We start from the raw sequence: 3,521 nt of genomic DNA, 5'->3' as shown, positions 1-3,521 counted from the left end.
CCCCCCCCCCCCCCGGGCCGGCGGCGCTGACTCGCCGCCGGGGGTCTCGTCGGTCGCGCTAGAGCTTGGCGACCTGGTTGAACGCGAGCTCGACGGGCGTCTCGCGGCCGAAGATCGACACGAGCACCTTCAGCTTCTGCGCGTCGGCGTTGATCTCGGTGATCGTGGCCGGGAGGGTCTCGAAGGGCGGCTCCATGACGGTGACCGACTCGCCGACCTCGAAGTCGACCTCGGTCGCCGTCGCGGCGCCGCCGCCGCCCGCGCCCTGGCCGGCGCCGCCGCGCGGCTCCTTGGGCGTCAGGGTGGGCGCCAGCATGGAGAAGACCTCGTCGAGGCTCAGCGGGACGGGCTGGTGGGTGTGCCCCACGAAGCCGGTGACGCCCGGCGTGTGGCGCACCGCGCCCCACGACTCGTCCGTGAGGTCCATCCGGACGAGGACGTACCCGGGGATCCGCACCCGCCGGACCAGCTTCCGCTGGCCGTTCTTGATCTCCGTGACCTCCTCCATCGGCACCTCGACGCCGTGGATGTACTCCTCCATGTTGAGGGAGGTGATGCGGTTCTCGAGGTTCGCCTTCACGCGGTTCTCGTAGCCGGCGTAGGAGTGGATGACGTACCACTCACCCGGCTCGCGGCGCAGGGCGGCCTTGAACTCCTCGACCGGGTCACCCTCCTCCTCGGAGGCGTCCACGTCGACCGGGCCGACCGCGCCGTCACCCGGCGAGGCCTCCACGTCGCCCTCGGCGGGGGTCGGCGTCGCGTCCGCCTCGGCGGCGGGGTCCTCCGGCGTGCCGACGGCGTCGACGTCGGGCTCGGTGTGCTGCTCGGTCACGGGGTGTGCCTGCCTTCCGGCGTGCTGGACGGGTGAGGGCGCGGGTGGGTCCGCCGCGCGGCGGCCCGGCGCGCGCGTCGGGCGCGGGTCGGCGTCAGGCGGGGCCGCCGAAGACCCACAGGACCGCCTGCCCGAAGACGTAGTCGAGCCCGGAGACGTAGAGCATGACGACGACCACGAACACGAGCACGACCGACGTGTAGGTGAGCAGCTCCCCGCGGGTGGGTCGGACCACCTTGCGGAGCTCGGCCCAGACCTCGCGCAGGAACTGCAGGAGCCGGGCGAGGGGCCCGTGCCGGTCGGCGCCGCGTCCCTCGCGGCGGGCCGGCGTCGCCCCGCTGCCGCCGGGTCCGCCGGCACCCTCCCCGGGACGGGGGGCCTCGGCCGCGTCGGCGTTCGTCACAGGGGTGCCTGCCTCGGGTCGGGGGTCGGTGGGGCCCGGCGCCGCGGCACCGCGGGCCCGCTGGGGCCCCTGCACCGCGCCGGACCGCTCGGCTGCCGTCGTCGTCCCGTCGAGCGGGGCGACGTCCGCAGGGCAGGAGGGACTCGAACCCACAACCGCCGGTTTTGGAGACCGGTGCGCTACCAATTGCGCCACTGCCCTAGGCCTGTCCCGGTGCGTCCGGCCCTCTCGCCGCAGCGGGAGGACGAGGACGCACGTCGACAGCCGCGGAGCACTCTACGCGGACCGCCCTCCCGCCGTCGAACGCCGCCCGGCCCCCTCGCCTCCCCGCGCGGGCGGCACCCGCCCGCGCGGGCGCGACGTCCGCGGTGCGGCCGCTCCCGCCCCCGTCGCCCGCACGGTGCCAGGATCGTGGGATGACCGACCCCTCCGCCGTCCAGCCCGCCGACCCGGGCGTCCGCCGCCGCGTCTCCCGGCGCGTCGGCGGCATCGCCGAGTCGGCGACCCTCGCCGTCGACGCCCGCGCCAAGGCGCTGAAGGCCCAGGGCCGGCCCGTCATCGGCTTCGGGGCCGGGGAGCCGGACTTCCCGACCCCGGACGCGGTCGTCGAGGCCGCCGTCGACGCCGCACGACGTCCGGCGAACCACCGCTACACCCCCGCGGCGGGCCTGCCGGAGCTGCGGGACGCGGTCGTCGCCAAGACGCGCCGGGACTCCGGCCTGGAGCTCGACCCCTCGCAGGTGCTCGTCACGAACGGCGGGAAGCAGGCCGTCTACACGGCCTTCGCGACCCTGCTGGACCCGGGGGACGAGGTGCTCCTCCCGGCGCCGTACTGGACCACGTACCCGGAGGCGGTCCGCCTGGCCGGCGGCGTCCCGGTCGAGGTCTTCGCCGGCGAGGACGCGGGCTACCTCGTCACGGTCGAGCAGCTCGAGGCGGCGCGCACGCCCCGCACCAAGGTGCTGCTGTTCTGCTCGCCGTCCAACCCCACCGGGGCGGTCCACCCGCCGGAGGCCGTCGAGGCGATCGGCCGCTGGGCGCTCGAGCACGGGGTGTGGGTGGTCACCGACGAGATCTACGAGCACCTCGTCTACGACGGGCTCGAGGCGCCCTCGATGCCGGTCGTCGTGCCGGAGCTGGCGGACACGTGCGTCGTGCTCAACGGCGTCGCGAAGACGTACGCGATGACCGGGTGGCGGGTGGGGTGGCTCGCCGGGCCGCGGGACGTCGTCCGCGCCGCCACCAACCTGCAGTCCCACCTGACGTCGAACGTCGCCAACGTCTCCCAGCGCGCCGCCGTCGAGGCGCTGACGAGCGACCTCTCGGCGGTGGCGGCGATGCGCGAGGCCTTCGACCGCCGCCGCCGCACGATGGTCTCCATGCTGCGGGACGTCGAGGGGATCTCCTGCCCCATGCCGCAGGGGGCCTTCTACGCCTACCCGAGCGTCCACGGGCTGCTGGGGCGCGAGCTCCGGGGCCGCACGCCGACGACCTCCGCCGAGCTGGCCGAGGTGGTCCTCGAGGAGGCCGAGGTCGCGGTGGTCCCGGGCGAGGCCTTCGGCCCGAGCGGCTACCTGCGCCTGTCCTACGCGCTCGGCGACGACGACCTGGTCGAGGGGGTCGGGCGCCTGCAGCGGCTGCTCGCCGAGGCCCGCTGACGCCCGCCTAGCGCGGGTCGGGCTCGACCTCCGCGTCGAGCCCGGCCGCCATGGCCCCCTCGAGCGCCGCGAGGTCGACGACGTCGGCCGCCGCGGAGTCCAGCCGCTCGCTGAGCGCGTCGGCCCCCGGCGAGACCACCACCAGCCGTCCGCGGTCGGCGAGGTCCGCGAAGATGTTGTCGTTGCTCATCACGACGACGCGCAGCGGCTCGGCGTCCGCGGGCACGCCCGCGGCGACGTCGAGCAGCTCGTGGTCGGCCAGGTCGCTGCCGTCGTCCACCGCGCGCACCTGGCGCGCCCACTCGGCCAGGTGCGGCGCCCCGCGGGCGGCGGCGCCGTGCTGGCCGGAGATGCCGACGACGTCGGCCTGCCGGGCGAGGCCCGCGACGACGGTCATCCGCGCCCGCCAGCGCACCGGTCCGGCGCGCAGGTTGTCGAGGTCGGCGAGCAGCAGCCGCGTCCCGGGGCCCTCGCCCCACAGCGGGTCGCGGTCCAGCCAGGCGAGCACGGCCGCCCCCAGGCGGTCCGGCGTCGCGGGCCGGCCGTCCGCGGGCGCCGGCGCGGTGGCGCTCGCGGCGCCCTTCGTGCCGGCGGCCTTCGTGCCGGCACCCGCCGCGTCGCCGCCGCG

At 76.5% G+C, this 3,521-nt stretch carries 4 protein-coding genes and 1 tRNA gene; 1 reads left to right on the top strand and 4 read right to left on the bottom strand.

Going from position 1 to position 3,521, the window contains the following annotated elements; genetic code table 11:
* Nucleotides 1–58 precede the first annotated feature (58 nt).
* The 3 genes from nusG to WDZ17_RS03365 all read right to left on the bottom strand — a co-directional run bounded on the left by nusG (nt 59) and on the right by WDZ17_RS03365 (nt 1,436).
* Entirely contained in the window at nt 59–832 is a 774-nt protein-coding gene (gene nusG, locus WDZ17_RS03375; protein WP_339573720.1) for a transcription termination/antitermination protein NusG, read from the bottom strand.
* 94 nt (nt 833–926) lie between these two features.
* Nucleotides 927–1,235 (bottom strand): preprotein translocase subunit SecE, encoded by a 309-nt coding sequence (secE, locus tag WDZ17_RS03370; protein ID WP_339573719.1) that lies wholly within the window; start codon nt 1,233–1,235, stop codon nt 927–929.
* Nucleotides 1,236–1,363: 128 nt separating this feature from the next.
* Nucleotides 1,364–1,436 (bottom strand) — tRNA-Trp (locus WDZ17_RS03365).
* Nucleotides 1,437–1,651: 215 nt separating this feature from the next.
* Between WDZ17_RS03365 and WDZ17_RS03360 the strand changes: the two genes are divergently transcribed.
* A complete protein-coding gene (locus tag WDZ17_RS03360; protein WP_339573718.1) occupies nt 1,652–2,893 on the top strand; it encodes a pyridoxal phosphate-dependent aminotransferase in 1,242 nt (413 codons plus the stop codon).
* 7 nt (nt 2,894–2,900) lie between these two features.
* Here the strand turns inward: WDZ17_RS03360 and WDZ17_RS03355 are convergent.
* Nucleotides 2,901–3,521 (bottom strand): hypothetical protein (locus tag WDZ17_RS03355; RefSeq protein ID WP_339573717.1); only part of this gene is annotated, 621 nt, incomplete at its 5' end.

This window comes from Pseudokineococcus basanitobsidens, assembly GCF_037482545.1.
Taxonomy (GTDB): domain Bacteria; phylum Actinomycetota; class Actinomycetes; order Actinomycetales; family Quadrisphaeraceae; genus Pseudokineococcus; species Pseudokineococcus basanitobsidens.
Note: the sequence above shows the minus strand (reverse complement) of the source record. Positions and strands in the feature narration are given on the sequence as shown.

Bases quoted from the DNA above. Each gene is read 5' to 3' on its own strand.
- WDZ17_RS03360 (WP_339573718.1), top strand. From the start codon at position 1,652: ATGACCGACCCCTCCGCCGTCCAGCCCGCCGACCCGGGCGTCCGCCGC.